This is a genomic window from Stenotrophomonas rhizophila, assembly GCF_007667275.1.
GTDB classification, from domain to species: domain Bacteria; phylum Pseudomonadota; class Gammaproteobacteria; order Xanthomonadales; family Xanthomonadaceae; genus Stenotrophomonas; species Stenotrophomonas maltophilia_AE.
In genome coordinates, this window is record NZ_VDQT01000004.1 from 269,833 (window position 1) to 296,206 (window position 26,374).

A 26,374-nucleotide genomic window follows, 5' to 3' on the forward strand; every position below is an offset into this window, starting at 1 on the left:
CTAACGCGGTTTCAGCACGGCGCCCTCATCGCGGGCGGCCGACCAGGCGCGCAGCCCCATCACCGCCAGGCCGATGAACACCAGGTACAGGCCGGCGGTGACGTCCAGCGACTTGACCAGGTACATTCCCACGTACACCACGTCGACCACGATCCACAGCCACCAGGTGGCCACATGCCGCCGCGCCTGCCACCACTGCGCCACCAGGCTCAGCGCGGCCAGCATGGCGTCCAGCCATGGCAGCGCGGCATCGGTCCAGGTGTGCATGGCGGCACCCAGCGCCACGCCGAAACCGATGCCCACCGCGAGGTCGCGCAGCAGCTGCCGGCGCGGCAGCGGCACGATCACGATCGCACCGTCCTGTTCGGCATGCCGGTGCCAGCTCAGCCAGCCGTACAGCAGGAAGCCACCGAAGGCGACCTGCAGCAGGCTGTCCGAATACAGCCGCGCTTCGATGAACACGGTGGCATACAGCCCCACCGCGACCAGCCCCACCGGCCACGCCAACATCCGCCGCCGCGCCATCAGCCAGACCCCGAGCAGGCTGAAGACCACCGCGGTCCATTCGAGCACGGCGCCGCTCACAGGGCGATGCTGACCGACAGCCGCGCCTGGCGCGGCGCGCCGGGGAACAGGTAGTAGTCGCCGGCAGTGCTGCCGGTGTCGCGCCAGTAGAAGCGATCAAACACGTTGTCCACCGACAGTCTCCAGATGAGCGCATGGTCGCGCAGCTGATGCTGGAAGCGTACGCCGGCGTCGAACACCGAGTACGCCGGGGCCTTCACGCTGCCATCCACGGTGGCCGCATTGGACGCGGCGTAACGCCAGCCGCCGCTCACGGCCAGGCCGTCGAGGTACGGCAGGGCGTAGTCCACATGCACCGCTGCGCGCACCTTGGGCACGTTGACCAGCTGCTGGCCGTCGTAATACGCCGTGCCGGCGTCGCGCGCGCGCGCCTGCAGCAGGCTGGCACTGGCGTTCACTGCCAGCCGCTCGCTGAGCTGGCCATTGGCGGTCAGCTCCAGCCCGGTGTGCGCCTGGGTGCCTTCCTGCACGAAGATGAAGCCGACATCGCTAGCATCGGGCTTGGCGTACTGGAACGGTTGGGTGATGCGGAACAGTGCCGCGCCCAGCATCAGCCCATCGGCGGCGGCGTACTTGACCCCCAGCTCGCGCTGGCGCGACTGCATCGCCGGCAGGAAGGTGCTGCCGTTGCTGGTCCAGAACGGGGCTTCCTGGCCCAGCGAGAGGCCTTCCACATAGCTGGCGTAGACATTGACGCGTTCGCTGGCCTGCCAGATCAGCGCGGTCTGCGGCAGGAACTGCGACAGGCGGCTGTGCCGCTCCGGAACGCCGCGCTTGTCGTAGGCGCGCTCGTCCAGGCGCACGTAGCGGCCACCGGCCAGGAACTGCCACGCATCGCCCACGTGGATGCGGTCCAGTGCGAACAGCGCGCGCTGCCAGCTGTCCAGGCGCCGCGCCGACGGGCCCGGCTGCAGCGGCGAAGGTGCGAACACCGGCACCTGCGCATCGGCGATGTTCGCCGTGCCCACGTATTCGTTCACGTTCTGGCGCTTGTCCACGGTGCGGTGGAACGCGCTGAGCCCGACCGACAGTTCATGCCGCAGCGTGCCGGTGGCGAAGCGCCCGCGCAGTTCGCCGCGGGCTTCGTCGTTGACCCGGGTGTCGTCCGGGCTGCGGTAGTCGTAGATGTCGTAATCGCCATTGGGGGCGAAATAATTGCCCGGCACGCTGCCGTCGGCACAGCCGGCGGCGTAGTAGCAGCCGTAGGCGAAGGCGACGTTGTCGTCGATCACCGAACGGCTGTGGCCCACCGACACCCGCGACTGCCATGCCGGGCTGAAGTCGTAGGTGTGCAGCGCGGTGAGGTTGGTGCTGGCGATGCCCACCGGCTGCTGCCACGGCTGGTGGCCGAGCATGCGGCTGCGGTCCACGCCCCGCGGCAACGCGCTGCCGCCCAGCAGCTGGTAGCCGCTGGCCGAGCGCTGCGCGCTGGTCTGGTAATTGGCATCCACTTCCAGCTTGCCGCGCTCGCCGATCAGCCAGTCGGCCGCCACCGAGTAGAAGTTGCGGCGGCCATCGGCGTGGTCGATGTACGAGGCGCTGTCGTCCCAGGCCGCGTTCACGCGCACGCCGAAGCGCGGCGTGATCCAGCCGCCCACGTCGGCGGCGACGTAGCGCGAGCCTTCCGAATCCGTCGCCAGGGTGACCGTGCGCACGTTGGCCGGGCGCTTGCCGACGTAATTGATGATCCCGCCCGGGGCCATCACGCCGGCGGCCAGGCCCGCCTCGCCTTTGAGGATCTCCACCTGCTGCACGTTTTCCAGCGCCAGCCGCTGTTCGCCGGCGATGGACAGCCCGTTGAAGCGGTAGCCGGTGGCCGGGTCCAGCGCGAAGCCGCGGATGGCGATGTTCTGGTAGTAGCCCACCGGCGCGTAGCTGTCACCCAGCGAGGCGTCGTGCCGGGCCAGTTCCGACAGGGTGCGGACCTGCAGCTGGTCCAGCAGCGCGCGGTCGAGCACGTTGACCGAGGCCGGGGTGTTCTTCCAGTCGGCGCTGCCGAAGCTGCTGGTCGGTGCGGTGGTCGCCGTGGGCGTGTTGGCCTGCACGCGGACCGCGGCCAGCTCGGTGGGCGAACGCCGGTCCGCGCCGGTGTCGGCTTCGCTGGCATGCAGGGGCAGTGCGGCGCAGAGGGCGGCGGTCAGCAGCGTGAGGCGGTAGCGGTTCATTCGATTCGTCATCAGCCAAAGGAGACGAAGCGAAGGCACGCACACGCACCGGCCCGGAACGGGGGTGCGGCTGCTGCTCAAAGCTCCCTACGCCGGTGCAAACCGGATCAGGTTCCAAGGGACTCTCTCAGCCTGGCAGATCCAGGCACCCCCGCTTCAGTGGTCATTTTCACACCAATCGGCGCCCGTGGCGAGCCCGCCGGCTCAGGCGGCGGCGTGCAGGGTGTCCAGCAGCGCCCGCCCGGCGGTGCCGGCGAACCAGTCCGCATGGCCCAGCAGGAAGGTGTGCCAGGCCACGTCGGCATTCGCCGAAGAGCCGGTAACCCCCTGGAAATACTCGACTTCGGACAGGGCGAAGTCAAGGTGCACGAGCGGGAGCAGGTCGGCCAGCAGGTGCACCTGGGCGGCCGACAGTGGCCGGACCTGGCGGTAGCCGTGCAGCAGCGCCAGCGCGATATCGGCGTGCGCCACCGGCCCGGCACCGCCTGCATCGAGCCAGGCAATGGCATTGCGCTCGATCGCGGTGGCCAGGTCGAACAGCGCGCTGGCCGGGGAGGCCAGGCCGAAATCGAACACCGTGGCCACCCGCGCCGCTGCGCCCTGGCCCAGCCAGAGCAGGTTGGACACATGCCAGTCGTTATGCCCCCACAGCACCGGTTCGATCTGCAGGCGGTTGGCCAACGCCGCGTGCCAGGGCAGCACCGCGCGCTGCAGGTCCTGCTCCCACGGCTGCCGCGACAGGTACGCGGCCAACCCGGGCCGGGCCGGCAGCTCGCTGCGCAGCAGTGACAGCGGGTCGGGCGCGCGGATCAGGTCGTCGCGGGCCACCAGCAGGTGGGTACCGCGCTGGGGCGCGTGGTAGTCGGCCGCGGCCAGGTGCAGGCGGGCGAGCACGGCGCCGGCTTCGCGCGCGTGCGCGGGTTCCGACGGGGGCGTCCAGGACGGGCTGTCGCGGTACAGGTCCTGGCCCGCGCCCTCTGCATGCAGTTCGTAGGTCCAGCTGTCGCGTTCGATCGCGGTGGCGCCGTGCCGGGTGTGCAGCACGTCCACGACCGGCAGCCCGGCGGCGGCCAGGTGGGCGATGAAGCGATGTTCCTCGCCCAGCAGCGCGGCCGTGCGTACGCGGGCGTGATGGCGCTTGACCAGGTAACGGCGCGGGCCGGACCGCACCAGCGCCGCAGCGGAAAACGGCCGTGGACTGTGCCAGAGCACGTCGCAGCCGTCTTCCAGCGCGGGGTAGTGGTGGCGCAGCCAGGCCAGTTCGGCTTCGCTCAGCGCGGGCCAGTCGGCGGCAACCTGGTCGTTGGCCAGGCCCTGTACACGGTGGTCGGTTTCCATCGGGCGCTGCAGGATCCGCTCAGAGCTTGTTGTCGCGCATGTAGTCGAAGAGCTCGGCATCGCCCTTCATGCCGAGCTTGAGCATGGCGTCGCCCTTCTGGCGGCTGATGGTGCTGACGCTTTTGTGCAGTTTCTTGGCGATTTCCTTGACCATCAGGCCACTGGCCAGCAGGCGCAGCACTTCCACTTCGCGTGGCGACAGCGCGCGCGTGCGGTCGTCGCCGATGGACTGGGTACCGACCATGTCGATGCGTTCGCGCAGCTTGCGGCTGACATAGGACTGGCCGCGGTGCACGGCCTGGATCGCCACCGGAAGCTCATCCATGGTCGAGCTTTTGTCGACCAGCCCCAGCACCCCCACGCCCACCACCATGCGCAGGATGCCCAGGTTGTGGGACACGCTCAGCATCAGCACGCGCAGGTCCGGGTACAGGCGACGGATCTTCTCCAGCATGTCGATACCGTCAGGCTTGTTCGACGCCGGCATCGAGTAGTCGGTGACCAGCACGTCGCACTCCTGCTCCTTCAGGATCTCGAAAAGCTCCTCCACGCTGCTGGCTTCGGCCACCACCACGCCCACGCCACTGGATTCGATGGCGGCTTTGGTGCCAACCCGGACAACGGGATGGTCGTCGGCAAGGATTATGCGCAAGGTCATGGAATAGTATGGCCTGGTAGGCAGCGGCCCCTTGGGGCACGCCGCAGTGGGCGGATCACTCCTGGGAGAACAGACAGCATGCGTACCTCGGTTGTCCGCTGGCTGGTCGTGCTGGGGCTGGCGTGGGCGCTGGGCAGCGCCGCCATCGCGTCACCTGCACCTGCGCCTTCACTGTCGCCGCGCCAAGCCGACTGGATCGAACGGAACCCTACCATCTTCTTGGGCCTGTACGACAGCGGCTGGCCACCATTCGAATTCATGCACAACGGCCGCGCCGACGGGCTTGGCTACGACTACCTGATGCTGCTGACCCGGCAGCTCGGGGTGGACGTGAAAGTGCGGGTGTATCGCGATTGGGCCGATGTGCTGGATGCGGCGTGCCGGGGCGAAATCGACGTGGTGATGAACATCACCCTGACCCCCGACCGCACCCGCTGCATGGTCTATACCGGATCCTACGCCGATGCCCCGCTGGCGCTGGTCGGGCGGCTCGGGGACACCCGGATCTCGAGCGACCCCGACCTGGCCGGGCTGAGCGTGGTGACCGAACAGGAGTTCCTTACCCACGACCAGGTGCGGGCCCGGTTCCCGGCCGCGCGGCAGCTGACCGCGGCCAATACCCGCGCCGCGCTGCTGATGGTCGCCCAGGGCCGGGCCGACGTGTACATCGGCAATGCCCATGTGGCCAACACCCTGATCCGCCAGGAGGCGCTTGACGGGATTGCCCTGTTGCGGCCCAGCGACCTGCCCCCTGAACGCCTTCATTTCGGCGTGCCGAACAAGCACCAGCCGCTGGCCGAAGCGCTCGACAGCGCGCTGTCCACGGTCACCGCCGCCCAGCGCGAAGCGCTGTACAAGCGCTGGTTGCCGCCGCTGCAGTGGTCGGCGCAGTCGCGCCTGATCCTGGGCGACGCCGAGCGCCGCATCCTGGCCACGCCGCTGCGCATGGGTTACGCGCCCACCGGCGCGCCGCTGTCGTTCATCGACGCGGCCGGCGAGCCCAGCGGCGTGGCCGGCGATTACCTGCGCCAGCTGCGCATGGTCGGCGCGCAGTTGAACCGGGTGCCGGCGCACGACTGGTTCGAGGTGCGCGAGCAGATGCGGCGGGGCGAGGTGGACGTGGTGATGGGCATGCCCAACGACGCGCATTACCTGGGCGATGACTGGGTCTTCAGCCAACCCTTCATCAGCGTGCCCAATGTCATCGTCACTCCCAACAACAGCCGTTCGGTGCTGGGCCTGGGCGACCTGGACGGCCGCAGCATCCTGCTGTCCGACCCCGAACGCCTGCGCGGCTACATCCTGCAGTACGCCCCGAAGGCGCGGATCGTGCCGGCGCGCAGTGTGGACCAGGCGCTGTCGCGTCTGGCCAACGGGGATGCCGACGCCTACGTCGGCAACCTGGCCATGGTCGACCGCGTCGTGCGCGAGGTGTACCCGGCCAAGCTGCACGTGGCCGCGCCGGCCGGCTTCAGCGACCAGCTGTCGCTGGCGGTCAAGCGCCAGTACGCGCCGCTGGCCACCACCTTCGACCGCGTGCTGTCCAACCTGACCCCGCGCGAACACGCCGCCATCCGCGGCGACTGGCTGCTGGCCGAGTACCGTACCGGGCTGGACTGGCGTTCGGTCGCGCGCTGGGCCGTGCCGTTGTCGCTGGTGCTGCTGACCGGCATCGTCGTGCATGGCTGGGGTTACTGGCGGCTGCGCCGCGAAGTGGGCATGCGGCGCGGGCTGGAGCAGCGCCTGATGGAGGTCACCGACAACCTGCCGGCGATCGTCTACCAGGCTCGCCGCGACAGCGACGGAAGGGTCACCTTCCCGTACATCACCGGCGACCTGCAGTCGATGTTCGGGGTCAGCACCGCCGAAGTAATGGCCGATGAAAACCGCCTGGCCGAGCAGATCGATCCGCGCGACCGCGAGACGGTCAACCAGGCCCTGGCCCAGGCCGCGCGCGATTTTTCCGCGCTGGACCTGGAATTCCGCACCAGCCCGCACGGGGTAGTGCGCTGGGTGCGCACGCGCGCGCTGCCGTATGCGGCGGCCGATGGCGCGGTGCTGTGGAGCGGTTACTGGGTGGACGTGACCGAAGCGCGCGCGCAGGCCGACGCGCTGGCCGCGGCCAAGTCCGACGCCGAACGCGCCACGGCGGCCAAGTCGAACTTCCTGGCCACCATGAGCCATGAAATCCGCACCCCGATGAGTGGCGTGCTGGGCATGGTGGAGGCGCTGTCGCACACCGGGCTGGATGGCGAGCAGCGGCGCATCATCAGCGTCATCGAGGACTCCGCGCAGATGCTGCGCCAGATCCTCGACGACATCCTCGATTACTCGCGCATCGAAGCCGGCGCCCTGCCGCTGGAGCCGCAGCCGGTGGCATTGCGCACCCTGCTCGACAACGTGCAGCAGCTGCTTTCGCCGCAGGCGTCCAGCAAGGGCCTGGAACTCAGCCTGGAAGTCGACCCGGCGGTAGGCCTGCAACACCTGGCCGACGGCATGCGCCTGCGCCAGATCGTGTTCAACCTGCTGAGCAATGCGATCAAGTTCACCAACGAGGGCTCGGTGGCCATCACCTTGAAGGTGGAGCGCGCCGACGACATCGCGCAGACCCTGCGCCTGAGCGTGATCGACACCGGCATCGGTATTTCCGCCGAGCAGCGCGAGCGGCTGTTCAAACCCTTCGCCCAGGCCGACGTGGCGATCACCCGCCACTACGGCGGCACCGGGCTGGGGCTGAGCATCTGCCAGCGCCTGGTCGGCCTGATGCGCGGGCGCCTGGAAATGCACAGCGAACCGGGCCAGGGCACGCGCGTGGACGTGGTGCTGAGCCTGCCGCTGGTACCGGGCGAAGAAATCATGCGCGACGACCAGCGCCCCGGTGGCGACGTGGAGCCGCTTCCGCCCGGCCAGGCGCGGCAGCGCGTGCTGGTGGTGGAAGACCATCCCACCAACCAGGCCCTGATGCGCTGGCGCCTGCAGCAGCTGGGCCTGCAGCACGAACTGGCGGTGGACGGCGAAGCCGCGCTGGCGCTGATGGACCGGTCCCACTTCGATCTGGTGATCACCGACTGCCGCATGCCGGTGATGGACGGCTACACCCTGACCCGCCATATCCGCGAGCGCGAACGAGGCAGCGGTAAGCGCATGCCGGTGCTGGCGCTGACCGCCAGCGCGCTGGCGGAGGACGTGCAGCGGTGCCGCGAAGCGGGCATGGACGACCTGCTGGCCAAGCCGGTGGCCCTGGCCACCCTGCGCCACGCGCTACGGCGCTGGCTGCCGTCGGACGAGGACGATGCCGGGCCCGCGCAGGACGCCCCGCTGGCGGCTGCGCCGCCGGAGCCGCCCACCCGCGCGGCGATCGTGCGCCGCTTCGGGTCCGAACACGTGGCCAGCGTGCTGATCGACAGCATGCGCGAGGCCACCGCCGACGACCTGCAGCGCGGGCGTGCCGCGCGCGCGCAAGACGACGTCAACACGGTGGTGGAAGTGCTGCACCGCATTGTCGGCGGGTTGGGCACGCTGGGCGCCGAAGCGCTGGCCGAACAGGCACGCACCCTGATGCAGGCCGTGCCCGAGCAGGGGCTCGCGGCTACGGCAGCACAGATCGATGCCTTCGAACAGGCATTGCAGGCCTACCTGGACCGCCTTGATACCTGATCACATCCCCGAATAATTCGGCCCACCGCCACCCTGCGGGGTAACCCACACGATGTTCTGGGTGGGGTCCTTGATGTCGCAGGTCTTGCAGTGCACGCAGTTCTGCGCGTTGATCTGCAATTGTTCCTGGCCTTCGCTGCCGACGAATTCGTACACGCCGGCCGGGCAGTAGCGCGCTTCGGGACCGCCGTATTCGTGCAGGTTGACCTGCACCGGAATGCTGGCGTCCTTCAGGGTCAGGTGCGAAGGCTGGTCTTCTTCGTGGTTGGTGCTGCTCAGGAACACCGAGCTCAGGCGGTCGAAGGTGAGCACGTTGTCCGGCTTGGGGTAATTGATCTTCGCGTGCTGCGAGGCCGGTTCCAGGCAGGCGTGGTCGGGCGTGCTGTGGCGCAGGGTCCACGGCGGATTGCGGATGCCCAGCTTGGGCAGCAGCCACTGTTCGATGCCGGTCATCAGGGTGGCGATGTTGCGACCCTTCTTGAACCACTGCTTGAAGTTGCGCGACTGCTGCAGCTCGGTGTGCAGCCAGCTGCTTTCGAAGGCCGCCGGATAGGCGCTGAGTTCGTCACGCTGGCGGTCGGCGGCCAGCGCATCGAAGGCGGCGTCGGCGGCGAGCATGCCGGTCTTGATCGCGGCGTGGCTGCCCTTGATCCGGCTGGCGTTGAGGTAACCGGCTTCGCAGCCGACCAGCGCGCCGCCCGGGAACACGGTCTTGGGCAGCGACAGCAGGCCGCCGGCGGTGATCGCGCGTGCGCCGTAGCCGATCCGCTTGCCGCCTTCCAGGTGCTTGCGGATCGACGGATGGGTCTTGAAGCGCTGGAACTCTTCGAACGGGCTCATCCACGGGTTGCGGTAGTCCAGCCCGACCACGAAGCCGACCGCGACCTTGCCGCCGTCGGCGTGGTACAGGAACGAGCCGCCATAGGTGTCGCTGGCCAGCGGCCAGCCGGCGGTATGCACCACCAGGCCCGGTTCGTGCCTGGCCGGATCGACCTGCCACAGCTCCTTGATGCCGATGCCGTAGGCCTGCGGGTCCTTGCCGGCGTCAAGCTGGAAGCGCGTGATCAGCTGGCGGCCGAGGTGGCCACGCGAGCCTTCGGCGAAAATCGTGTACTTGGCATGCAGTTCCATGCCGCGTTCGAAGTTGGGGCCGTGCGAGCCGTCCTTGCGGATGCCCATGTCGCCGGTGGCCACGCCCATTACCGCACCGTTCTCGTCGTACAGCACTTCGGCCGCCGCGAAACCGGGGAAGATCGCCACCTCCAGCGCTTCGGCCTGCTGTGCCAGCCAGCGGGTGACCTCGCCCAGGCTGATGATGTAGTTGCCTTCGTTGTGGAAGCATTCCGGCAGCAGCGCATGCGGGGTGCTGCGCGCCCCGTCCTCGGACAGGAACAGGAACTCGTCGCGGGTGACTTTCTGCTTCAGCGGCGCGCCGCGCTCGGCCCAGTCCGGGAACAGTTCGGTCAGCGCGCGGGTGTCCATGATCGCGCCGGACAGGATGTGGGCGCCGGGTTCGGAGCCCTTTTCGAGCACGCAGACCGACAGCTCGCGGCCGGCTTCGATGGCGCGCTGGCGCAGGCGGATCGCGGTGGCCAGGCCGGCGGGGCCGGCGCCGACGACGACCACGTCGAATTCCATGGCTTCACGCGGGGGCAGGGCAGTGGTGTCTTCGCTCATGGTGATGCGTAACTCGTGGGTAGTGCCGTCCCGGCCGGAGCCGACGGCGGTTGCCTGGGAATCGCGCGCGACAGGTCACTGCGCAATGCTGGATCAATGCATCAGGGTACCGGTACCCGCCGTATCCGCCTAGTTCGAGGACGTTGCGGCCGGGTGAAGTAGCGGATGCTGCGGCGCATCAATCCGTTCGCACGGTGGCAGGTACGGATTGGCGCGGCGCGCCTTGGCCCTCCATCAGCTAGGCATCACAATGGGCGCCCTGTTCCCGCCCCGCGACGTCGCTGCCCATGTCCCTCAATCCGTACGATCTGTTCGATGTCCGCTCGCTGCTCAGCGAGGAGGAGCGCGCGGTGCAGGCAACCGTGGCGCGCTTCACCGACGAACGCGTGCTGCCGATCATCGGTGACGCGTTTGACGAAGGCCGGTTCCCGGATGAGCTGATCCCGGAAATCGCTTCGCTGGGCCTGCTGGGCTCCAGCCTGCCCGAGCAGTACGGCGGCGGTGGGTTGAACGCGGTGAGCTATGGCCTGATCTGCCAGGAGCTGGAGCGCGGCGATTCCGGCCTGCGCAGTTTCGTTTCGGTGCAGAGCTCGCTGTGCATGTACCCGATCTTCGCCTACGGCAGCGAGGAGCAGCGCCTGCGCTGGCTGCCGGACATGGCGGCCGGGCGGGTGATCGGCTGTTTCGGGCTGACCGAAGCCCACGGCGGCTCGGATCCGGCGGCGATGAAGACGCGCGCGGTGAAGGAGGGCGGCGACTGGCTGGTCAACGGCAGCAAGATGTGGATCACCAGCGGGCCGGTGGCCGACATCGCCATCGTCTGGGCGCACACCGACGATGGCATCCAGGGGTTCGTGCTGGAGAAGGGCATGCCCGGCTTCACCACCCAGGAGATCAAGCACAAGATGAGCCTGCGCGCCTCGCTGACTGGCGCGCTGTTCTTCGACAACGTGCGCGTGCCCGAGCGCAACCGGCTGCCCAACGTGCAGGGCCTGAAGGGGCCGCTGGGCTGCCTCAACCAGGCCCGTTACGGGATCAGCTGGGGCCCGATCGGCGCGGCGGTGGCCTGCCTGGACGAAGCGCTGGGCTATACCAAGGAGCGCGTGCTGTTCGGGCGCCCGGTCGCGGCCACGCAGAGCGCGCAGATCAAACTGGCCGACATGGCCCGGCGCATCACCACCGCGCAGCTGCTGTCATTGCAGCTGGGTCGGTTGAAGGATGCCGGCCAGCTGCAGCCGCAGCAGGTCAGCCTGGCCAAGTGGAACAACTGCCGCATGGCGATCGACATCGCGCGTGAATGCCGCGACCTGCTGGGTGGGGCGGGTATCACCACCGAGCACGTCGCGATCCGGCATGCATTGAACCTGGAATCGGTGATCACCTACGAAGGCACGGAGACCGTGCACCAGCTGGTGATCGGGCGCGAGTTGACGGGGATCAACGCGTTCTGACGCACCCACGTCACGCGCCGCCGACGAACCCGTTCTGGCGCCAGGCCTCGAACATCACCACGGCGACGGTGTTGGACAGGTTGAGGCTGCGGTTGTCCGGCTGCATCGGCAAACGCAGGCGGCGGCCGTGCGGCAATGCATCCAGCACGTCCTGCGGCAGGCCGCGGGTTTCCGGGCCGAACAGGAACGCATCACCGTCTTCGAACTGTGGGGTGTCGTAACGCACGCTGCCGCGGGTACTCAACGCGAACAGGCGCTTGGGCGCGATCACCTGCAGGGCGGTATCCAGGTCCGGATGCACCTGCAGTCGGGCGTATTCGTGGTAATCCAGGCCGGCGCGCTTGAGCTGCTTGTCGCTCAGGTCGAAACCGAGCGGCTCGATCAGGTGCAGTCGCGCGCCGGTGTTGGCGCAGAGCCGGATCACATTGCCGGTATTCGGGGGAATTTCCGGCTGGAACAACACAACATGGAACGTAGGGTTGGCGGTCATTCGTGCATTTTACGCCGCGACCCCCTGGCAGGTATCGACCGTCGGTCGATACCTGCGGTTACGGACGAACCAGGACCGATGCGGTTTCAACTGCGAAGGCCTGCAGGTCGTTCGGCGACGGGCGCACCTGCAGGGCCGGCAGGTTGATGATGACGTCGCGTGCCAGCACGCCGGCGACCGAGGCCAGGGCACCCATGTAATCGGTGCTGCGGGTGTCCTGCTCGGCAGCCAGGGCTTCGCGCTGTTCGGCGGTCGGGCGGACTTCAACGGCGGCCAGGGTGGTGACGCGCTGGCTGTTGGCCAGTTCGGCGCGGTATTCGGCCACCTGGCCGGCGGTCGGCCGCACTTCCACCAGCGCCAGGGTCGGGATGCTGCTGGAGCGCTCGAGCTCGGCCTGGGCCAGCTGGTCGGCGGCGGGACGGACCTGCACGGTCGGCAGGGTGGTGATGGCGGAAGCGGCATGCACGTTCGAAACAAACGCGGAGCCGGCGGCGAGGGCGATGGCGATTGCGATGGTCTTGGTGTTCATGACGGGGCCTGTTTAGTGTTGTTGAGCGGTGGTGTGGTAGTAAGGTAGTACACCGAATCTGGGGATGCAAGAACAATCTTCAAATCTGGTGTTTTGTTCAGCGAGCAGTCATGTTGTGTTTGATCGCTCTTTTTCTGCATGTAGGGCACAGCAGGCTTCGTGCCAACTTTTAATCCTTGATTTGAAAGGGTTTTTATGCGGGAGACAGGTGTCCGCTGTCCGGACACCTGTCCGATTCCGGCGCGCCGCGCTGGCCGCAGAAGCGTTCAGGCAGGTCCCAGCGCCGCAAGCGACATGTGCGCTGCGTCCAGAAAGTTCCCCTACAAGGGCAATGACTGTTGGCCGATGCCGTAACCGGGCTGGGCGGGCTAGCATTCCGGCTTCACTTTCATGACCAAGGAACAGGAATGACCGCCCAACTTCGACCGCGTGCCGCGTTGCTGGCTGTTGCGCTCTCTGCCGCACTAGGCGGCCTGGCCCCGGCCCCGGTGATGGCCAAGCCCGCGCAGGTCGCCAAGGTCGACATTCCGTTCGAGCAGTTCACCCTTCCCAATGGCCTGCGCGTGGTGGTGCATACCGACCGCAAGGCGCCGATCGTGGCGGTGAACGTCTGGTACCACGTGGGCAGCAAGGACGAACCGGCCGGCCGCACCGGCTTCGCGCACCTGTTCGAACACCTGATGTTCCAGGGCAGCGAAAACCACGCCGGCGAATACTTCGAGCCGTTCAAGCAGGTGGGGGTGACGGGCCAGAACGGCACCACCAACACCGACCGCACCAACTACTTCGAAAACGTGCCGACCACCGCGCTGGACATGGCGCTGTGGATGGAGTCCGACCGCATGGGCCACCTGCTCGGCGCGATCGACCAGGCCGCGCTCGACGAACAGCGCGGCGTGGTCCAGAACGAAAAGCGCCAGGGCGAGAACCAGCCCTATGGCCAGGTGTGGGAAAAGCTCAGCCGCGCCATGTACCCGGAAGGCCACCCGTACCACCACGGCGTGATCGGTTCGATGAACGACCTCAACGCAGCCTCGCTGGAGGACGTCAAGAACTGGTTCCGCACCTGGTACGGCCCCAACAACGCGGTGCTGGTGCTGGCCGGCGACATCGACGTGGCCACCGCAAAAGAGAAGGTCGCCCGCTACTTCGGCGACATCCCGGCCGGCCCGAGCATGGCGCAGCCGGCGGTCAACGTCGCCAGGCGCGACGCGTCGACCCGCGAAACGATGACCGACAAGGTGCCGCAGGCGCGCATCTACCGCGCCTGGAATGTCGCCCAGACCGGCACCACCGACATCGACCAGCTGCAGCTGTTCGCGCAGGTGCTGGGCGGGGCCAAATCCTCGCGCCTGGACCAGCGCCTGCTGCACCAGGACAAGCTGGTGGACAACGTCAGCGCCGGTGCCTACACCTCGCAGCTGGGCTCCAACTTCATGATCATGGCCACCGTGAAGCAGGGCGTGGACCCGGCCAAGGTCGAAGCGATCATCGACGAGGAAGTGCGCCGCCTGGTCAAGGACGGTCCCACCGCCGATGAGTTGAGCCGTGGCAAGACCGCCTTCCGCGCCGGCTTCATCCGTGGCATCGAACGCATTGGCGGCTTCGGCGGCAAGGCCGACGCGCTGGCCGAATGCACCGTGTTCGAGGGCGACCCGGGCTGCTTCCGTCGCTCGCTGGCCACCATCGACGCGGCCACTGCCGCCGACGTGCGCGCGGTTGGCGCCAAGTGGCTGGGCCCGGGCGACCACACCCTGGTGGTCGAGCCGGGCGCCCGCGTGGCGCTGCCGGAACTGCCGTCGGCCACGCCCAAGCCGTTCACTGTGCCGGCCGTGGACCCGAAGTTCACCACCACCGCTGCCCAGCTCGACCGCAGCACCGGCGTGCCGCAGACCAAGAGCTTCCCGGAACTGAAGTTCCCGCAGCTGCACCGCGCCACGCTGAAGAACGGCACCCAGGTCATCCTGGCCGAGCGCCACGACATTCCGGTGGTGCAGTTCAGCTATGAGTTCCCGGGCGGCTTCACCGCCGACCAGGGTCGCAAGTCCGGTACCGCCAACTTCACCATGGACCTGATGGGCGAAGGCGCCGGCAAGCTGGGCGCACTGCCGTTCGCCAATGCCGCCGACGCGCTGGGCGCCAGCCTGGGCGCCTCGGCCTCGCTGGATGGCGCCAGCGTTTACCTGTCGGCGCTGAAGGAAAACCTGGCACCGTCGCTGGCCCTGTATGCCGACATGCTGCGCCAGCCGCGCTTCGACCAGGCCGAGATCGACCGGGTCAAGGCAACCTGGATCGCCGGCATCCAGCAGGAGAAGGTGAACCCCAGCGCTGCCGCCATGCGGGTGCTGCCGCCGCTGCTGTACGGCGCCGGCCATCCGTACGCGATTCCGTTCACCGGCAGCGGCAACGAGGCGGACATACAGTCGCTCACCCGCGCCGACCTGGTCGACTTCCACCGCGACTGGCTGCGTCCGGAGCAGGGCACCCTGATCGTGGTGGGCGACACCACCCTGAAGGAAATCGTGCCCCTGCTGGAGCGCCAGTTCGGCGACTGGAAGAGCACCGGCCCGGCGCCGCAGGCCAAGCCGCCGGTCGACGTGGCCCGTCCGGCCAAGGCGCGCGTGTACCTGATCGACCAGCCCGGCGCGGTGCAGGCCAACCTGTATGCCGGCCAGGTGGTGCCCTCGACCATGGACACCGGCGCTACCCGCTTCGATATCGCCAATGGCGTGCTCGGTGGCGACTTCACCTCGCGCCTGAACATGAACCTGCGCGAGGAAAAGCACTGGTCCTACGGCGCGCGCACCATGGCCGTCGGCACCCTGGGCCAGCGCCCGTGGATGGGCATGGCCCCGGTGCAGATCGACAAGACCGCTGACGCGATGAAGGAAATGCAGAAGGAGATCGCCGATTTCGCGTCCGGCGCCGAAGCGATCAGCCCGGCCGAGGTCACCCGCATCCGCAACATCCAGAACCTGAGCCTGCCGGGCGCCTACGAGACCGCCAGCGCCGTGCTGGGCACCATCAGCGGCCTGGTCCGCTACCAGCGCCCGGACGACTACGTGTTCAAGCGCAAGGCCGAGATCGAGGCCATGACCCCGGCCCAGGTGCAGCAGGCGGCCGCCACGCTGAACCCGAAGACCCTGACCTGGGTGGTGGTGGGCGACCTGAAGCAGATCGAAGCCCCGGTGCGCGCGCTGGACCTGGGCGAGGTGACGATCATCGACGCCGAAGGCAAGCCGGTGAATTAAGGCCCAACCCTCCGTAGAGCCGGGCTCTGCCCGGCTGCTCGGGGTCCATGCACCCGCGATTCAGCCCGTTCAGGCACACTGCCAATCTCATCTTCACGAGCCCTCCGCCATGCGCATCCTGCTGCTTTCCGTCCTGACCCTCAGCGCCACCGCCTGCACCTGGGTGCCGATCGAACCGGTGGGCAAGACGGTGCGGGTGCTGCCGGCCGGGCCGGTTCCCAGCGGCTGCATCGACAAGGGCGAGGTGGTGGTGAGCGTGAAGAGCAAGGTCGGCTTCTACAACCGCAACCCGCTGCGGGTGCAGGAAGAGCTGGAAACCCTGGCCCGCAACGAGGCCCCCAGCGCCGGGGCCAATGCGGTCCAGGCCTCGGGCCTGCCGGCCGACGGCAGCCAGCGTTTCAAGGCATTCCAGTGCCCGCCGCGCTGAATCGCTCACGTTTCTGCCGCACCATACGCCTGAACGTGAATTCGTAAAGGTGCGGTGAAGGCCCGGGGGGCTTACAATAGCGCCCCCTTTGCCTGAGCCTTGGCGCTAACTGATGCTCTTCAAGAATGTATCGATCGCCGGCCTGGCGCACATCGACGCGCCGCATACGCTGACGTCCAAGGAAATCAACGAACGTCTGCAGCCGACGCTGGACCGCCTGGGTATCCGCACCGACGTGCTCGGCGATATCGCCGGCATCCACGCCCGCCGCCTGTGGGACGCGGACATGCTCGCCTCCGACGCCGCCACCCTGGCCGCGCGCAAGGCGCTGGAAGACGCCGGCATCGGCGCCGACAAGATTGGCCTGCTGGTCAACACCTCGGTCAGCCGCGACTACCTGGAGCCGTCCACGGCCAGCATCGTCTCGGGCAACCTGGGCGTCAGCGACCAGTGCATGACCTTCGACGTCGCCAACGCCTGCCTGGCCTTCATCAACGGCATGGACATCGCCGCCCGCATGCTGGAACGCGGCGAGATCGACTATGCGCTGATCGTCGACGGCGAAACCGCCAACCTGGTGTACGAGAAGACCCTCGAGCGCATGGCCCTGCCGGGCGTGACCGCCGACGACTTCCGCAACGAGATGGCCGCCCTGACCCTGGGCTGCGGTGCCGCTGCCATGGTGATGGCGCGTACCGAACTGGTACCCGACGCGCCGCGCTACCGCGGCGGCGTGACCCGTTCGGCCACCGAATGGAACCAGCTGTGCCGGGGCAACCTGGACCGCATGGTCACCGACACCCGCATGCTGCTGATCGAAGGCATCAAGCTGGCCCAGAAGACCTTCATCGCCGCCCGCGAAGCGCTGGGCTGGGCCGTGGAAGAGCTGGACCAGTTCGTGATCCACCAGGTCAGCCAGCCGCACACCGCTGCGTTCATCAAGAACTTCGGCATCGACCCGAAGAAGGTGATGACCATCTTCGGCGAGCACGGCAACATCGGCCCGGCCTCGGTGCCGATCGTGCTGAGCAAGCTCAAGGAGCTGGGCCGCCTGAAGAAGGGCGACCGCATCGCCCTGCTCGGCATCGGCTCAGGCCTGAACTGCTCGATGGCGGAAGTGGTCTGGTAAACCGGCGCGGCAGCCCTGCGCTGCGCGAAGGTTCCAACATCCAAGGGCCGGTTATTCCGGCCCTTTTCACAGGTGCGATTGCATGCCCAAGCTTCCCGGTTACCCCACCCATCCGCAGCGCTTCGAGGTCCGCCCCGGCCTGTCGATGAGCTACCTCGACGAAGGCCCGCGCGACGGCGAGGTGGTGGTGATGGTCCACGGCAACCCGTCGTGGAGCTATTACTGGCGCACCCTGGTGGCCGGGTTGTCGGATCGCTACCGCTGCATCGTGCCGGACCACATCGGCATGGGCCTGTCGGACAAGCCCGACGACGCGCATTACGACTACACCCTGCAGTCGCGCGTGGACGACCTGGACGCGCTGCTGGCGCACCTGGGCATCACCGGCCCGGTGACCCTGGCCGTGCACGACTGGGGCGGCATGATCGGCTTTGGCTGGGCGCTGTCCCACCACGCCCAGGTCAAGCGGCTGGTGGTGCTCAATACCGCCGCCTTCCCGATGCCGGCGGCGAAGAAGATGCCGTGGCAGATCGCACTGGGCCGGCACTGGAAGATCGGCGAGTGGATCATCCGCAGCTTCAACGCGTTCTCCTCCGGCGCTTCCTGGCTGGGCGTGGAACGGAAGATGCCGGCCGACGTGCGCCGCGCCTACGTGTCGCCGTACAACAGCTACGCCAACCGGATCAGCACGATCCGCTTCATGCAGGACATCCCGCTCAGCCCGGCCGACAGGGCCTGGTCGCTGCTGGAGCGCGCCGGCCAGGCGCTGCCGTCGTTCGCTGACCGTCCGGCGTTCATTGGCTGGGGCCTGCGCGACTTCGTGTTCGACCACCATTTCCTGGCAGGTTTCCAGGCCGCGCTGCCGCAGGCGCAGGTGCACGCCTTCGAAGACGCCGGGCACTACGTGCTGGAAGACAAGCATGAAGTGCTGGTGCCGGAGATCCGCGCGTTCCTGGACCAGAATCCGATTTAACGGGCGTGACGACCAACGGTCGTCACCTACCGAGGGTTGGCGTGGCGGGCACGGGCGGTAGGTGACGACCGTTGGTCGTCACACGCACGGGTCACGCCGCGTCCGGCTGGCCCTCGCCATCCCGCCACGCCCAACTCTCCAGGCTCAACGCTGGCAGCCCGTGGATCGCCCGCGCCTTGTCGCACTGCGGGCTGGCCTTGCCGTACTCCCACGACGCGTCCACCTCACGGCACACGCTGGGCCGGTTGGGGTGGATGCTGCAGCGCGAATACACGCCGATCTCCGCATCCAGCGCCACGCAGCGCACCGGTTTGGAATGGGTACCGCGCATGCACAGGCGGTGCGGGTCGAGCGGTTCGGTCAGCTGGTGCGGCACACCGCCAGGGGTGACCTCGTCCGATTCCATCCAGTGGAAGGCCACGCGGTACTGGGTGCAGCAGGCGCCGCACGTCATGCAGGGATGGGACATGGGCGTGCCGCCTCGGGCGGCAGGGGATGGAAAGGCGAGGCGCGAATTTTCCACGCCGGCGGCCGCCGCGCAAGAATTTTCTGCAGCGGCGACAATGAACGGATGAACAGCCCGATCAACATCGCCGCACGCCTGCCGGAACTGGCCCGCGAACGCCCCGACCAGATCGCCATCCGCTGCCCCGGCAGGCCCGGTCCGGACGGCATGGCGCGCTATGACGTGACCCTGGATTACCGCACCCTGGATGCCCGCAGCGACGCCATGGCGGCCGGCCTGGCCGCCTACGGCATCGGCCGCGGGGTGCGCGCGGTGGTGATGGTGCGGCCCTCGCCGGAGTTCTTCCTGCTGATGTTCGCCCTGTTCAAGAACGGCGCGGTGCCGGTGCTGGTCGACCCCGGCATCGACAAGCGCGCGCTGAAACAGTGCCTGGACGAAGCCCAGCCGGAGGCGTTCATCGGCATCGGCCTGGCGCATGTGGCGCGGCTGGTACTGCGCTGGTGTCCGGGCGCCAGGCGCCTGGTCACGGTCGGCCGGCGCTGGGGCTGGGGCGGTACCACGCTGGCCCGGCTGGAAGCGGCCGGCACGGCCCACCCGCAGCCGATCGCCAGCACCGACGGCGATGACGTGGCGGCCCTGCTGTTCACCAGCGGCTCCACCGGCGTGCCCAAGGGCGTGGTCTACCGCCACCGGCACTTCGTGGGCCAGGTGGAGCTGCTGCGTGCGGCGTTCGGCATGGAGGCGGGAGGTGTCGACCTGCCGACCTTCCCGCCGTTCGCGCTGTTCGACCCGGCACTGGGCCTGACCTCGGTCATTCCCGACATGGACCCGACCCGCCCGGCCAAGGCCGACCCGCGCAAGCTGCATGACGCCATCACCCGCTTTGGGGTGACCCAGCTGTTCGGTTCACCCGCGCTGATGCGGGTGCTGGCCGACCACGGCCAGCCGCTGCCGGGCGTACGCCGGGTGACCTCGGCCGGTGCACCGGTACCGCCGGACGTGGTGGCCCGGATCCGCCGGCTGCTGCCCGAAGACGCCCAGTTCTGGACCCCGTACGGCGCCACCGAATGCCTGCCGGTGGCGGTGATCGAGGGACGCGAACTGGAAAGCACCCGCCAGGCCACCGAAGCCGGCGCCGGCACCTGCGTGGGCCGGGTGGTGCCGCCCAACCAGGTGCGCATCATCGCCATCGACGACGCACCGCTGCCGGACTGGTCGCAGGCGCGCGAAGTGGCCACCGGCGTGGTCGGTGAAATCACCGTGGCCGGGCCCACCGCCACCGACAGCTACTTCAACCGCCCGCAGGCCACGGCCGCGGCCAAGATCAGCGAGACCCTGGCCGACGGCAGCACGCGGGTGGTGCACCGCATGGGCGATGTCGGCTACTTCGACGGCGACGGCCGGCTGTGGTTCTGCGGGCGCAAAACCCAGCGCCTGGAGACCGCGCACGGCCCGCTGTACACCGAACAGGTAGAACCGATCTTCAACGCGCTGGACGGCATCGCCCGCACTGCACTGGTCGGGGTCGGCGCGGCCGGCGCGCAGCTGCCGGTGCTCTGCTACGAACTGCAGCCGGGCGTGGCCGATTCGCCGGCCCTGCAGCAGCGGTTGCGCGCCGAAGCGGCCGCGCATGCGGGCACGGTGCGCATCGAACGCTTCCTCGCGCACCCCGGCTTCCCCGTCGACATCCGTCACAACGCCAAGATCGGCCGCGAGAAACTCACGGCCTGGGCCGTTACCCGAATGGAACAGCACGCATGAAGATTCTCGTCACCGGCGGCGGTGGTTTCCTTGGCCAGGCCCTGTGCCGCGGCCTGGTCGCGCGCGGCCATGAGGTACTCAGCTTCAACCGTGGCGATTACCCGCCGCTGGCCGCGCTGGGCGTCGGCCAGATCCGCGGCGACCTGGCCGACGCCGACGCGGTGCGGCATGCGGTGGCCGGGGTGGACGCGGTATTCCACAACGGCGCCAAGGCCGGCGCCTGGGGCAGCTACGAGAGCTACCACCAGGCCAACGTGGTCGGCACCGACAACGTCATCGCCGCCTGCCGCACGCACGGCGTGCGCACGCTGGTGTACACCTCCACCCCGAGCGTCACCCACCGCGCCACCCATCCGGTGGAAGGGCTGGGCGCCGACGAGGTGCCCTACGGCGAAGATTTTCAGGCGCCGTATGCCGCCACCAAGACCATCGCCGAACAGCGCGTGCTGGCCGCCAACGATGCGACCCTGGCCACCGTCGCGCTGCGCCCGCGCCTGATCTGGGGCCCGGGCGACCAGCAGTTGGTACCGCGCCTGGCCGAACGCGCGCGTGCCGGTCGCCTGCGCTTCGTGGGCGACGGCAACAACCTGGTCGATACCACCTATATCGACAACGCCGCGCTGGCGCATTTCCTCGCCTTCGAGCACCTCGCCCCGGGCGCGGCCTGCGCGGGCAAGGCGTACTTCATCTCCAACGGCGAGCCGTTGCCGATGCGCGAGCTGGTCAACAAACTGATGGCCGCCGTCGGCGCGCCACCGGTGCAGAAGTCGATCAGCTTCAAGACCGCTTACCGCATCGGTGCCGTGGCCGAGCGGCTGTGGCCACTGCTGCGCCTGCGTGGCGAACCGCCGATGACCCGCTTCCTGGCCGAGCAGCTGTGCACCCCCCACTGGTACAGCATGGAACCGGCCCGACGCGACTTCGGCTACGTGCCTCAGGTCAGCATTGACGAGGGTCTCACGAGGCTGAAGGCTTCATCGCGCATCGAGATTCCCATCACTTCCTGAACACCGCGCCTTGGTGAATATGGCAGCACGCCAATCCGGCACGCACGACGCGAGGATCGACATGCTGCACTACGCCGTAATCTTTTTTGTTATCGCCATCATCGCGGCGGTGCTTGGCTTCTCCGGCATTGCCGGCGCCGCCAGCAACGTTGCCTGGATTCTGTTCGTGGTGTTCCTGATCCTTGCGATCATCTCGATGTTCCGCAAGCGAGGGTAGTAGCGCAGGATCCGGTCCGCCCCCTCTCTCCGGGCAGACAGAATCCAGCGCAAACCGCCGAGGGCCTGGCGTTCGAAAGAGCGCCAGGCCCTCGCTGCATATGGGGCCGATGGTGCCAAACCGTAGAGCCACGCCCTGCGTGGCTGGAACGGCCGACAGTGCGTAGAGCCACGCCCTGCGTGGCTGGAACGGCCGACGGTGGTTCAGCCACGCAGGGCGTGGCTCTAACGGTCAGTGCGAAGTAATCGAGCTGCGCAGCGAGCGCTCGCTGGCATGCCGCTCCAGCGCCAGCTCCAGCAATCGCGTGATCAGCGCGGTGTAGTCCAGGCCACTGGCGGCCCACAGCTTGGGATACATGCTGATCCGGGTGAAGCCGGGCAACGTGTTGATCTCGTTGATCACCACCTCGCCGCTGCGGGTGAGGAACACATCAACGCGAGCGAGGCCTGCGCAGTCCAGCGCCTGGTAGGCCCGCACCGCGATATCGCGGATGCGCTGCTGCGCGTCTGCGCTGATGTCGGCCGGCACCACCACGTCCGCGCCGTTTTCGCTGATGTACTTGGTGTCGTACGAATAGAACTCGTCGTGCACCACCACTTCCCCGCAGACGCTCGCTTCCGGCGTGGCATTGCCCAGCACGGCGCATTCGATCTCGCGACCGTCGACGGCCGACTCCACCAACGCCTTGTGGTCGTAATCCAGCGCCAGTGCCAGCGCGTCCTGGAATTCCTGCGCGGTACGCACCTTGCTCACCCCTACCGACGAGCCCTGGTTGGCCGGCTTCACGAACAGAGGTGTCCCCAGCGTCGCCACCAGCGCAGCATAGTCGGCGGCGGCTGCCGTGGCCCGGGTGAAGCACGCGAACGGGGCTACCGCCAGCCCGGCATCGCGAAGCAGGCGCTTGGCCACATCCTTGTCCATTGCCACCGCCGAGCCCAGCACACCGGAGCCGACGAAAGGCAGGTTGGCCATGCGCAGCAGCCCCTGCAGCGAACCGTCTTCACCCAGCGTACCGTGGACGATCGGGAAGACCACGTCGATCTGGTCCAGCGCCGCTGCCGGAGTGGCCGGTACCAGCTGGCGGCGGTCGGCGCCCGGCAGCACCGCCACCCCGTGGCCGGAGCGGTCAAGCGCGATGCGCGCGGGGTCGGCGGCGTTCAGCAGGAAACGTTCCGGGTCGCTCACGTGCCACTGGCCCTGCTTGTCGATGCCGATCAGGGTGACCTCGAAGCGGTCCTTGTCCAGCGCATCCAGGATGTTTTTCGCCGACTGCAGCGAGACCTCGTGTTCGGCCGAACGGCCACCGAAAATGATGCCTACCCGGATCTTGCCCATGCTGCTGCCGCTCCTGCCATGCGTGTGAGGATGCCCATCATGAAAGCATTTCCCCCGTAGAGCCACGCCCTGCGTGGCTGGAACGTCCGATCGTGCGTAGAGCCACGCCCTGCGTGGCTGGAACGGCCGACGGTGGTTCAGCCACGCAGGGCGTGGCTCTACGCATCAAGGCGCCGGGTACAATGACGCAATGGCACGTTCCCTGCTCTCCTCCCTCAAGCCGCTGGCCGGCAATGCGCTGCAGCTCGCGCTCAACCGCGCGCTGGCGCTGGACCCCGATACCCGCCGCGCGCTGGTCGCGCTGGATGGCCGCCATATCGCCCTGACCCTGGAGTCGCCCTCGTTGGCGATGCGGATCGGGGTGGACGGCGAACGCCTCACCGTGGGCCCGGTGGACCCGCAGCAGGAACCGGACCTGGCCGTGCGCAGCACGCTGGGCGGGGTGCTGGCGCAGCTGCCGTTCCTGGCCAATGCGCGCCGCGGCGGCGACGCCCCGGCGGGCCGGGTCAAGGTTTCCGGCGATGCCGAGCTGGCCCGTCGCCTGCAGCAGCTGGCCAGCCGCTTCGACCCGGACTGGCAGCTGCCGTTCGTGCGGGTGTTCGGCGAGGTGCTGGGCGTGCAGGTGGCCCATGCGCTGCGCTCGGCCTTGCAGCATGCGCGCCGCGGCGCGTCCGACCTGGCGCACAGCGCCGCCGATTTTGTCACCGAGGAGTCGCGCGACGTGGTAGCCCGAGCCGAACTGGAAGCCTTCCATGACGATGTGGACGTGATGCGCGACGACGTCGAACGCTTGGCCGTGCGCGTGCAGCGCCTGGCCCAGGTGCGCGCATGAAGGCCGTGTTCCGCGCCAGCCGGATCGGGCGGGTGATCCTGCGCTATCGCCTGGACGACCTGCTCGATGGCACCCCGCTGGAGCGCTGGCTGCGCATGGCCAAGCCGTTCGTGCCGCGCGCCTCGGCCGACATCGCCGCACAGTCGCGCGGTGCGCGCCTGCGCCTGGCGCTGCAGGACCTGGGGCCGATCTTCGTCAAGTTCGGGCAGATCCTGTCCACCCGCCGCGACCTGATCCCGGCCGACATCGCCAACGAACTGACCCTGCTGCAGGACCGGGTGAAGCCGTTCGACGGCGCCACCGCGCAGCGCATCGTCGAAGCCGCACTGGGTCGCCCGGTGGCCGAGGCCTTCGCCAGCTTCGACCTGCAGCCGCTGGCCTCGGCGTCGATCGCCCAGGTCCATGCCGCCACCCTGGCCGATGGCCGCCAGGTGGTGGTCAAAGTGCTGCGCCCGGATATCGAAAAGCAGATCGACGCCGACATCGCGCTGCTGAAGTCGGCGGCGGCACTGGTCGAGCGCGCGCATCCCCGCGCCGACAAGATCCGCCCGCGCGAAGTCGTGGCCGAAGTTGAAAACACCCTGGCCGCCGAACTGGACCTGCAGCGCGAAGGCGCCAACGCCAGCGTCCTGCGCCGCAACTGGGTCGATTCGGACGACCTGTACGTGCCCGAGGTGATCTGGAGCCACACCGCCGAGCGCGCGCTCACCCTGGAACGGGTGTGGGGCATTCCGTCGGACGACATCGCCGCGCTGGACAAGGCCGGCATCGACCGCAAGGCGCTGGCGGCCAAGGGCGTCCGCGTGTTCTACACGCAGGTGTTCCGCGACAACTTCTTCCATGCCGACGCGCACGCCGGCAACATCTGGGTCGACACCGATCCGATGCGGCGCGACAACCCGCGTTTCATCGCGCTGGATTTCGGCATCATGGGCCAGCTGTCCGAAGAGGATCAGTACTACCTCGCCGAAAACTTCATGGCCATCTTCAACAAGGACTACCGGCGCATGGCCGAGCTTCATGTCGAAGCCGGCTGGATGCCGAACAACGTGCGCATCGATGAACTCGAAGCGGCGGCGCGTTCGGTATGCGAACCGTACTTCACCCGGCCGCTGTCGCAGATCTCGCTGGCCGAAGTGCTGATCAAGCTGTTCCGCGTGGCCCAGCGTTACGAGCTCACCCTGCAGCCGCAGCTGATCCTGCTGCAGAAGACCCTGCTCAACATCGAAGGCGTGGGTCGCCAGCTCGACCCGGAACTGGATATCTGGGCGGTGGCGCGGCCGGTGCTGGAACGCATCCTGCGCGAGCGCTACAGCCCGCGCCGGGTGCTGAAGGAGCTGCGCAAGCGCCTGCCGGAAATCATGACCCACACCCCGGACATGCCGCGCCTGGTGCATGCCTGGCTGCGCCAGCAGGTTGAAGGCGGGCATGAGCTGTCGATGCGCTCGCAGGACCTGGTGGCGCTCAACACCAACCTGCAGAAGCTGCAGAAGCGCGCCGTGGCCGCCATTGCCGGCGTCGGCCTGCTGATCGTGGCGGCGGTGCTGTACGGCATGCAGCCCGGTGGCTGGTACGTCGGCGACACGCCGATGCTGAGCATTGCCAGTGGTGCGGCCGGCCTGTTCTCGCTGGCCAGCGCGTGGTGGCGCCGGTGACCGACTTCGACACGCTCGCCGACGCCCCGGTCGAGGCGCCGGTGGCGCTGCCGCCGCTGCAGCTGCTGCACGTGGACGAGCGCCTGGCCGTGGTCAACAAGCCTGCAGGGCTGATGGTCCACGACAGCAAGCTGGCCCGCGGCGAAGACGATTTCCTGGCCGACCGCCTGCGCGAGCAGTTGGGCCGGCCGATCTTCCTGGTCCACCGCCTGGACCGCGCCACCAGCGGCTGCCTGCTGCTCGCGTTCGACCGCGAGAGCGCCAGCGTGCTGGGTAAATCACTGATGGGCGGCGACGTGACCAAGGACTACCTGGCGATCTGCCGGGGCTGGCCGGCCGAAGAGGCGTTCACCGTCGACCACGACCTGGACGGCGGCCCCGGCAAGCCGGTGAAGAAGCAGGCCATCACGCATTTCCAGCGCGTGGCGGTGGGTGAGATCGCGGTGCCGGTGGGTGAGTTCGCCACCTCGCGTTATGCGCTGCTGCGCTGCCAGCCGCAGACCGGGCGTTTCCGCCAGATCCGCCGCCACCTCAAGCATCTCTCGCATCACCTGATCGGCGACACCAGCCACGGCGATGGCCGGCACAACCGCAGTTTCCGCATGCAGGGCATCCACCGCATGCTGCTGCACGCCGAACGGCTGCGCTTCCCGCACCCGGACGGCACCCTGATGGACGTCACCGCCCCGGTGGACGGCGAGTTCCGCAAAGCGATGGATCTGTTCGGCTGGTGATGGGGCTGCATGGGCCTGGCACCGCGAGGACACGCAT

21 protein-coding genes and 1 riboswitch are annotated in these 26,374 nt (G+C 68.3%); of the genes, 12 read left to right on the plus strand and 9 right to left on the minus strand.

All coding sequences use genetic code 11. The features are described from left to right. The 4 genes from pnuC to FSZ13_RS14255 form a co-directional block, all read right to left on the minus strand. A complete protein-coding gene (gene pnuC, locus FSZ13_RS14240; protein ID WP_429000004.1) occupies positions 1-585 on the minus strand; it encodes a nicotinamide riboside transporter PnuC in 585 nt (194 codons plus the stop codon). Next, on the minus strand, positions 582-2,750 hold the full coding sequence (locus FSZ13_RS14245; RefSeq protein ID WP_145480816.1) for a TonB-dependent receptor: 2,169 nt from the start codon (positions 2,748-2,750) through the stop codon (positions 582-584). The genes pnuC and FSZ13_RS14245 overlap by 4 nt, the downstream gene beginning before the upstream one ends. Before the next feature lie 67 nt (positions 2,751-2,817). Then, positions 2,818-2,913, minus strand: a riboswitch (TPP riboswitch). A gap of 41 nt (positions 2,914-2,954) precedes the next feature. After that, the gene (locus FSZ13_RS14250) at positions 2,955-4,088 is read right to left on the minus strand and encodes a phosphotransferase enzyme family protein (protein WP_145480818.1); all 1,134 of its coding nucleotides are present in this window, start codon (positions 4,086-4,088) and stop codon (positions 2,955-2,957) included. A 19-nt stretch (positions 4,089-4,107) separates the two neighbouring features. Beyond that, a complete protein-coding gene (locus tag FSZ13_RS14255; RefSeq protein ID WP_145480820.1) occupies positions 4,108-4,746 on the minus strand; it encodes a response regulator transcription factor in 639 nt (212 codons plus the stop codon). A 78-nt stretch (positions 4,747-4,824) separates the two neighbouring features. On the opposite strand from FSZ13_RS14255, the gene FSZ13_RS14260 reads away from it, so the two are divergent. After that, the gene (locus tag FSZ13_RS14260) at positions 4,825-8,403 is read left to right on the plus strand and encodes an ATP-binding protein (RefSeq protein WP_145480821.1); all 3,579 of its coding nucleotides are present in this window, start codon (positions 4,825-4,827) and stop codon (positions 8,401-8,403) included. Here the strand turns inward: FSZ13_RS14260 and FSZ13_RS14265 are convergent, their stop codons facing one another. Beyond that, positions 8,404-10,080 (minus strand): electron transfer flavoprotein-ubiquinone oxidoreductase, encoded by a 1,677-nt coding sequence (locus FSZ13_RS14265; protein WP_145480822.1) that lies wholly within the window; start codon positions 10,078-10,080, stop codon positions 8,404-8,406. It abuts the gene before it with no gap. A gap of 287 nt (positions 10,081-10,367) precedes the next feature. Between FSZ13_RS14265 and FSZ13_RS14270 the strand changes: the two genes are divergently transcribed. Next, entirely contained in the window at positions 10,368-11,531 is a 1,164-nt protein-coding gene (locus FSZ13_RS14270; RefSeq protein ID WP_145480823.1) for an acyl-CoA dehydrogenase family protein, read from the plus strand. A 10-nt stretch (positions 11,532-11,541) separates the two neighbouring features. Here the strand turns inward: FSZ13_RS14270 and trmL are convergent, their stop codons facing one another. Both trmL and FSZ13_RS14280 read right to left on the minus strand, forming a co-directional pair. Beyond that, on the minus strand, positions 11,542-12,021 hold the full coding sequence (gene trmL / locus FSZ13_RS14275; protein WP_145480824.1) for a tRNA (uridine(34)/cytosine(34)/5-carboxymethylaminomethyluridine(34)-2'-O)-methyltransferase TrmL: 480 nt from the start codon (positions 12,019-12,021) through the stop codon (positions 11,542-11,544). Between the two features lie 58 nt (positions 12,022-12,079). Continuing rightward, the gene (locus FSZ13_RS14280) at positions 12,080-12,550 is read right to left on the minus strand and encodes a hypothetical protein (protein ID WP_145480825.1); all 471 of its coding nucleotides are present in this window, start codon (positions 12,548-12,550) and stop codon (positions 12,080-12,082) included. Between the two features lie 407 nt (positions 12,551-12,957). Here FSZ13_RS14280 and FSZ13_RS14285 point away from each other — a divergent pair, with 407 nt between their 5' ends. The 4 genes from FSZ13_RS14285 (at position 12,958) to FSZ13_RS14300 (ending at position 18,330) form a co-directional block, all read left to right on the plus strand. Continuing rightward, positions 12,958-15,801, plus strand: a complete 2,844-nt coding sequence (locus FSZ13_RS14285; protein ID WP_145480826.1) for a M16 family metallopeptidase — start codon at positions 12,958-12,960, stop codon at positions 15,799-15,801. A gap of 109 nt (positions 15,802-15,910) precedes the next feature. After that, complete coding sequence (locus FSZ13_RS14290; protein ID WP_145480827.1) at positions 15,911-16,228, plus strand: DUF4156 domain-containing protein; 318 nt, start codon at positions 15,911-15,913, stop codon at positions 16,226-16,228. Positions 16,229-16,340: 112 nt separating this feature from the next. Beyond that, positions 16,341-17,357, plus strand: a complete 1,017-nt coding sequence (locus FSZ13_RS14295) for a 3-oxoacyl-ACP synthase III (RefSeq protein ID WP_145480828.1) — start codon at positions 16,341-16,343, stop codon at positions 17,355-17,357. A gap of 82 nt (positions 17,358-17,439) precedes the next feature. Further along, positions 17,440-18,330: an alpha/beta fold hydrolase gene (locus tag FSZ13_RS14300; protein ID WP_145480829.1), complete on the plus strand. Its 891-nt coding sequence runs from the start codon at positions 17,440-17,442 to the stop codon at positions 18,328-18,330. 91 nt (positions 18,331-18,421) lie between these two features. Here FSZ13_RS14300 and FSZ13_RS14305 read toward each other — a convergent pair whose 3' ends face one another. Continuing rightward, positions 18,422-18,799 carry a YkgJ family cysteine cluster protein gene (locus tag FSZ13_RS14305; RefSeq protein ID WP_145480830.1) on the minus strand — a complete coding sequence of 126 codons (378 nt, stop codon included), beginning with the start codon at positions 18,797-18,799 and terminating at the stop codon, positions 18,422-18,424. 102 nt (positions 18,800-18,901) lie between these two features. On the opposite strand from FSZ13_RS14305, the gene oleC reads away from it, so the two are divergent. From oleC to FSZ13_RS14320, 3 genes are all read left to right on the plus strand, one after another. Continuing rightward, on the plus strand, positions 18,902-20,557 hold the full coding sequence (oleC, locus tag FSZ13_RS14310) for an olefin beta-lactone synthetase (protein ID WP_145480831.1): 1,656 nt from the start codon (positions 18,902-18,904) through the stop codon (positions 20,555-20,557). After that, on the plus strand, positions 20,554-21,564 hold the full coding sequence (oleD, locus tag FSZ13_RS14315; RefSeq protein ID WP_145480832.1) for a 2-alkyl-3-oxoalkanoate reductase: 1,011 nt from the start codon (positions 20,554-20,556) through the stop codon (positions 21,562-21,564). The genes oleC and oleD overlap by 4 nt, the downstream gene beginning before the upstream one ends. A 61-nt stretch (positions 21,565-21,625) precedes the next feature. After that, entirely contained in the window at positions 21,626-21,781 is a 156-nt protein-coding gene (locus FSZ13_RS14320; protein WP_145480833.1) for a DUF1328 domain-containing protein, read from the plus strand. Between the two features lie 231 nt (positions 21,782-22,012). Here the strand turns inward: FSZ13_RS14320 and ddlA are convergent, their stop codons facing one another. Next, complete coding sequence (gene ddlA, locus FSZ13_RS14325) at positions 22,013-23,116, minus strand: D-alanine--D-alanine ligase (protein WP_145480834.1); 1,104 nt, start codon at positions 23,114-23,116, stop codon at positions 22,013-22,015. 190 nt (positions 23,117-23,306) lie between these two features. On the opposite strand from ddlA, the gene FSZ13_RS14330 reads away from it, so the two are divergent. Genes FSZ13_RS14330 through FSZ13_RS14340 form a run of 3 tightly spaced genes read left to right on the plus strand, consistent with a single transcriptional unit; the run spans position 23,307 to position 26,337 of the window. Further along, entirely contained in the window at positions 23,307-23,948 is a 642-nt protein-coding gene (locus FSZ13_RS14330; protein WP_145480835.1) for a ubiquinone biosynthesis accessory factor UbiJ, read from the plus strand. Further along, entirely contained in the window at positions 23,945-25,603 is a 1,659-nt protein-coding gene (ubiB, locus tag FSZ13_RS14335) for a ubiquinone biosynthesis regulatory protein kinase UbiB (RefSeq protein ID WP_145480836.1), read from the plus strand. The genes FSZ13_RS14330 and ubiB overlap by 4 nt, the downstream gene beginning before the upstream one ends. Further along, positions 25,516-26,337, plus strand: a complete 822-nt coding sequence (locus FSZ13_RS14340; protein WP_429000011.1) for a pseudouridine synthase — start codon at positions 25,516-25,518, stop codon at positions 26,335-26,337. Before ubiB ends, FSZ13_RS14340 begins: the two co-directional genes overlap by 88 nt. Positions 26,338-26,374: the final 37 nt, after the last annotated feature.